The 5,155-nt window shown below is 45.2% G+C and carries 4 protein-coding genes; all 4 read left to right on the forward strand.

The genetic code is table 11. From position 1 onward, the window contains the following. The first annotated feature begins 417 nt into the window (after positions 1-417). The 4 genes from FU659_RS34345 to FU659_RS34360 all read left to right on the forward strand — a co-directional run bounded on the left by FU659_RS34345 (position 418) and on the right by FU659_RS34360 (position 5,058). Positions 418-1,095 (forward strand): hypothetical protein, encoded by a 678-nt coding sequence (locus FU659_RS34345; RefSeq protein ID WP_147951649.1) that lies wholly within the window; start codon positions 418-420, stop codon positions 1,093-1,095. Next, a complete protein-coding gene (locus FU659_RS34350) occupies positions 1,080-3,518 on the forward strand; it encodes a hybrid sensor histidine kinase/response regulator (RefSeq protein ID WP_187274610.1) in 2,439 nt (812 codons plus the stop codon). The genes FU659_RS34345 and FU659_RS34350 overlap by 16 nt, the downstream gene beginning before the upstream one ends. A gap of 6 nt (positions 3,519-3,524) precedes the next feature. Next, positions 3,525-4,736 carry a response regulator gene (locus FU659_RS34355; RefSeq protein WP_147951651.1) on the forward strand — a complete coding sequence of 404 codons (1,212 nt, stop codon included), beginning with the start codon at positions 3,525-3,527 and terminating at the stop codon, positions 4,734-4,736. Positions 4,737-4,857: 121 nt separating this feature from the next. Continuing rightward, positions 4,858-5,058 carry a hypothetical protein gene (locus FU659_RS34360; RefSeq protein WP_147951652.1) on the forward strand — a complete coding sequence of 67 codons (201 nt, stop codon included), beginning with the start codon at positions 4,858-4,860 and terminating at the stop codon, positions 5,056-5,058. Positions 5,059-5,155 lie beyond the last annotated feature (97 nt).

Consider the following 5,155-nt stretch of genomic DNA (forward strand, 5'->3'; position numbering starts at 1 on the left):
AGTCAACAAGTTCTTCAATTTGCCGCAGCAAGTTATCCTTAGGAACAACCAAGTTGTAAATATCTATATATGGGCTTAAAATCATCGATTGTTGGTTTTTAATCATCCTAATCACCCGCTAAGTTTAATACCTTAATTATACAGAAACAAAGGTACAGCCTCCTCAAAAAAATTGAGAATATCTGTACCTTTGTTTTTCATTAGGGGAACTTTTTCAGTGGCCTCCCCTTGAGTTTGCTGGCTTCTTGCACTTCAAAACTTATTTGTCTCCCAACAAAAAAAAGAGGTTGAGATGTACACAACAAAACATATATCGGTTAGCGGTTTTTTCTTTATAATGATTTGGGCAAGATTCTGATATAATTGTATGTGGGGTTGAGGAGTAAGAGGAGTTAATCATCTAAGAGGATGTGCAGGATGGTTAAAAAGAAAAAACGTTATAGTATATTAATCATCATTATTATTATTCTTGCAATTGCGGCGTCCAGAACGGTTCTGCTGCCAGGATTAAACGGGAAGCAGCTTACAAAGGAAACGAAGATCGTACAGGGTGAATTGGATATGACGGAGTGGGAACCCCAGAGGGATGGGGTTATTAAACTTGCAGGGGCATGGAGCTTTTATTGGGAGCGCCTTCTTACAACCGATGATTTCAATAGAGGGGACACTCTGGAAGCTGGCATGTATGTGGATGTGCCGAATGTTTGGAATCATTACCAAAAGGAAGGCAAGCACTTGCCGGGAAACGGATATGGGACGTACCGAGTGAAGGTGAAGACGGACGGCAAAGCTGCCTCCTTAGCGTTGAAAATTCCAATTATGTCCACGGCTTACAAGGTTATCATTGATGGCAAGACAGTAGCCGTGAATGGTGAGGTTGCGGAAACCAAGGATCGGGCGGTAGCTGCGTATTTACCGCAAACGATCGTGTTTCAACCGACTGCCAAGGAATTTGATATCGTTGTGCAAGTATCCAATTATTTGTATGCCCGCGGTGGTATGTGGTTTGCGCTGAGACTCGGTACGGAGGGACAAATCGCTGGCTTGAACAAAGAGGAATTTGCAATAGAAATGATCATTTGGGCAGTACGCTAATGATGGGCATGTATCATATCGTCATTTATATGTTGCGGAGAACAGATAGGTCTGCCTTGTATTTCGGTCTTATTTGTTTCATTGTCCTTATACGCATATTGTCGTTAAAAGAGATTTTCCTGTTGCATTTGTTCCCATCTATCCATATACGCTTGCTTATTTTCCTCGAATACATGACCTACTACGGAGGAATCACGACAACAACGTTGTTTATTCGCGAGCTTTATCCCGAAGAGTTTTCACGAAAGATCATCAGACCCATGGTATGGATTGGTTGCGGATTCATGCTGACGATCCTTGTTTTTCCGGTTGAACGGTATACGCAGTGGACGAATATCTTTCATTGTTTTGTTCTAATAAGCTGTATGTATTATCTATACGGACTTGTTATAGCTTTAAGGAGAAAACGAAGCGGCGCAAGGCTGCAAATTACCGGGGCGGTTATATTGATTGCCACAATGCTGCATGATATTTTGCTCTTGCAAGATCCGTACACCTATTATTGGATAGGCAAGCCCATATTTCAGTGGGGTATGTTTGCACTGATTTTTATCGAGGCAGCGGAGCTGGCAAGGCGGTTTTCGCATGCTTTCAGGACGATTGAGATGATGTCGGAGAAATTGATTGCGATGGATCGATTGAAAGATGAGTTTCTTGCCAATACGTCGCACGAGTTGAAGACGCCGATTCATGGTATTATCAACCTCTCGCAGTCCGTGCTTGAAGGCGCATCGAACCGATTAAATCACGTTGAGAAGGAAAACATGGTGACAATCGTATCCATTGCACGGAGATTAACCAATCTGATCAATGATATCCTGGACTTTTCCAAATTGAAAAATGGAGAACTTGTGCTTAGGACGAACGTGGTGGGTTTGCAACCGTTGGTAAGTGTGGTGTTGGAGATGTTCCGGCATCTGGCTGGGGACAAGCAGGTTCGGTTTGTTGACGAATTGTCCGTCGATGTTCCACGCGTGATTGCCGACGAAGACAGGCTTATGCAAATTATGTACAATCTGATCGGTAATGCGCTCAAATTTACGGCGGAGGGCGAGATCCGGATCACAGCTAGAGACAGGGAGGGCTGGTTGGAAATTTCTGTTCATGATACAGGAATCGGAATTCCCCCGGATAAACTGGAAGAGATCTTTGAGTCGTTCGATCAGGGGGGCACAACAACTGCCGTGGAATATGGTGGAACAGGATTAGGTCTCAGCGTCACCAAGCGACTGGTTGAACTTCATGGTGGGAAGATTGGCGTGTCGTCTGAAGTGGGTAAAGGATCGATATTTACCTTTACCCTCCCAGTGGCAATCGGAGTAAACGGTCAGTCGGTGGAGCATGGTGCGATTGTTGAATCGACACGGGGATTAATAGAGTTGGCAGCAGGAGCGGAGGTTTCGTCAGGGGAGACTTTGATTTCAAACGGAGGAAGAGCATGTACCATTCTCGTCGCGGATGATGATCGGGTTAATCGACAAGTGCTGACCACTCTCTTGTCTTCGGACAACTGCTCGGTTATCGCTGTTTCCGATGGCACTAAGGCGTTGGAAGCGTTGGAACGTAATCACCAGATCGACTTGGCCGTGCTGGATTTGATGATGCCTGGCATGTCAGGCTACGAAGTGTGTCGCAGAATCCGTGAACGGTATTCGTTGTCCGAGCTTCCCGTGCTGCTGCTGACCTCAAAAAACCGAACGGAGGACAGGTTGGCGGCCTTTGAAGTCGGGGTTAACGATTTCCTTGGCAAACCGGTTGAAGCTGGAGAGTTTAGAGCGCGTATTCGTACTTTATTAAATATGAAAACATCGGTCAGTGAGTTGATCAGCTCCGAAATGGCTTTTCTGCAAGCACAGATCAAGCCTCACTTTTTGTTTAATGCTTTTACAACGATTATATCAGTCAGTTATAGCGATATCGGCAAAGCGCGGGATCTTCTTGGCGATCTAAGTGAGTATTTACGAGGAAGCTTCGATTTCCATAATCGGGAGAGACTGGTTTCCATTCATAAAGAACTGGAACTGGTGGAGTCTTATTTAAAGATCGAGAAGGCCCGGTTTGGGGGACAATTGCAAATCATCCTCGATGTTGATCACCGTATCCATCATCAGATTCCACCGCTTATCATTCAACCGATTGTAGAAAATGCAGTAAGGCACGGAGCCATGTCTCAACCGGATGGGGGAACCATACATCTTTCAATAAAAGCAGAGGAAGAAGAAGTTGTCATCATCGTTACAGATGATGGACCAGGAATTCCAGAGGCACTCTTGGCAGCTGTGAGAGAAAAGCGGCAAGGTTCTAGAGGTGTAGGACTGATTAATATTGAACGGCGATTGCGAAACTCGTACGGTTCGGGACTGGAAATCAGGAGTGTGCCTGAAAGCGGGACGAAAGTAACGATAAGAATTCCAATGAGGTGACACTACATGCTACGTGCAATTCTGGTTGATGACGAAGAGCCTGTATTGGATCTAATGGAAAGACTGCTCGAGTCTAACGGAAACATAGAGATCGTCGGGAAGTTTAATCGACCGGAAGATGCTGTCGGTAGGATGAAGACGGAATATCCGGATGTCGTGTTTCTCGATATCCAGATGCCAGGGATGAACGGCCTCGAAGTTGCAGAATATGTGATGGAGGCTGCTCCTTATATCGATATTGTATTTGTTACTGCCTATAATCAATATGCAATTGAAGCTTTCGAACTGAGTGCCGTCGATTATTTGTTGAAACCTCCAACGGCTGCCAGGTTGAATAAGACGGTTGAACGTTTGTTGCGGAAAAGGGAGGTAAGGCATCAAGAAGGACGGAAGGAAGGGAGTTCGTTAAGTGAGATTGAAGTTCATAATGACACACAATTAAACGAAGTAGAACACACGAAGAAAAACGAAGGCTTCAACTGCTTTAGTCACTTTGAATTTATTTTAGATGCGCATACTGGGGAAGCGGTGAAATGGAGGCGGCTTAAAGATCGTGAGTTGATGGCATATTTGGTGCATAAACGGAACCGATTTGTGTCGAAGGGAAGCATTCTGGAAGACCTGTGGCCAGGAGCCAAACAGGAACAAGCCACAGCATTTTTGCATACATGTGTGTATAACATAAGGAAAAAGATGAACAGTCTGGGCTACAAGGAAAAGCTGAAGTACAGGGATAATGGCTATAAGCTTGAGCTGATGGACATGTGGTGCGATGTGGAAGAGTTTGAGCGAATTACTGGCGCCATGGAGGTGAATGCCACCAACATTTCCAAGTGTGAATGGGCAGCGAAATTATATAAAGGAAATTATATGGAAAAAGAAGGTTACATATGGGCATATGAAACGGAGGAATCGTTGAAACACACCTATATCACTTTCATGCATCGAATGGCGGAGTTCTACAACTCCATAGAAAAGTATGAGTCGGCCATGAATTGCTTGCAAAATGCCCATAAGCTGCATCCGTTTCACGACGAGATCCATGCAGCCATCTTGTTGGGATATGCGCGGATGGGCGACCGGCAGTCAATGATCCATCACTATGAACATTTTACAAGGTTATTGAAAGAAGAGTTGGGTATTGAACCACTCGAAGCCACAGTTCAATTATACCAACGATTGCGCAGCGGTCACGCCAAGGATATTCCAATGGCGTGAACCGCTTTTTTTTGTTGCTCTATGAGTGGTTAGAATTTGATCAGAATCCCATGTTAGGATGAATGATGTCGAAGTTTGCGGTTTATAGTGATTGACTATACGAATATGAGGTGGAAAGAGTATGCAAAAACAATTGAAACGAGTCACGACTCTCCTGCTTGTCTTTTTGATAGTTGTGAGTGTAGGTTCAGAACTTTTTGCGGGTTGGGGAGGTCAAGCAGCCTATGCTTCAAGCAGCGATATCATCAGTACGGTTGCGGGTACGGGCACTGAGGGCTATTCGGGAGACGGAGCAGCAGCTACGTCAGCCCGGTTGCAATAGCCTATGCTTCAAGCAGCGATATCATCAGTACGGTTGCGGGTACGGGCACTGAGGGCTATTCGGGAGACGGAGCAGCAGCTACGTCAGCCCGGTTGCA

It is taken from the genome of Paenibacillus sp. N3.4, assembly GCF_008017805.1.
In the GTDB taxonomy this organism is placed as follows: Bacteria; Bacillota; Bacilli; order Paenibacillales; family NBRC-103111; genus Paenibacillus_E.

What these genes read in the sequence shown, in the direction of transcription:
- FU659_RS34345 (WP_147951649.1), top strand. Translation starts at nt 418, where the DNA reads ATGGTTAAAAAGAAAAAACGTTATAGTATATTAATCATCATTATTATT.
- FU659_RS34355 (WP_147951651.1), top strand. Translation starts at nt 3,525, where the DNA reads ATGCTACGTGCAATTCTGGTTGATGACGAAGAGCCTGTATTGGATCTA.
- FU659_RS34360 (WP_147951652.1), top strand. Translation starts at nt 4,858, where the DNA reads ATGCAAAAACAATTGAAACGAGTCACGACTCTCCTGCTTGTCTTTTTG.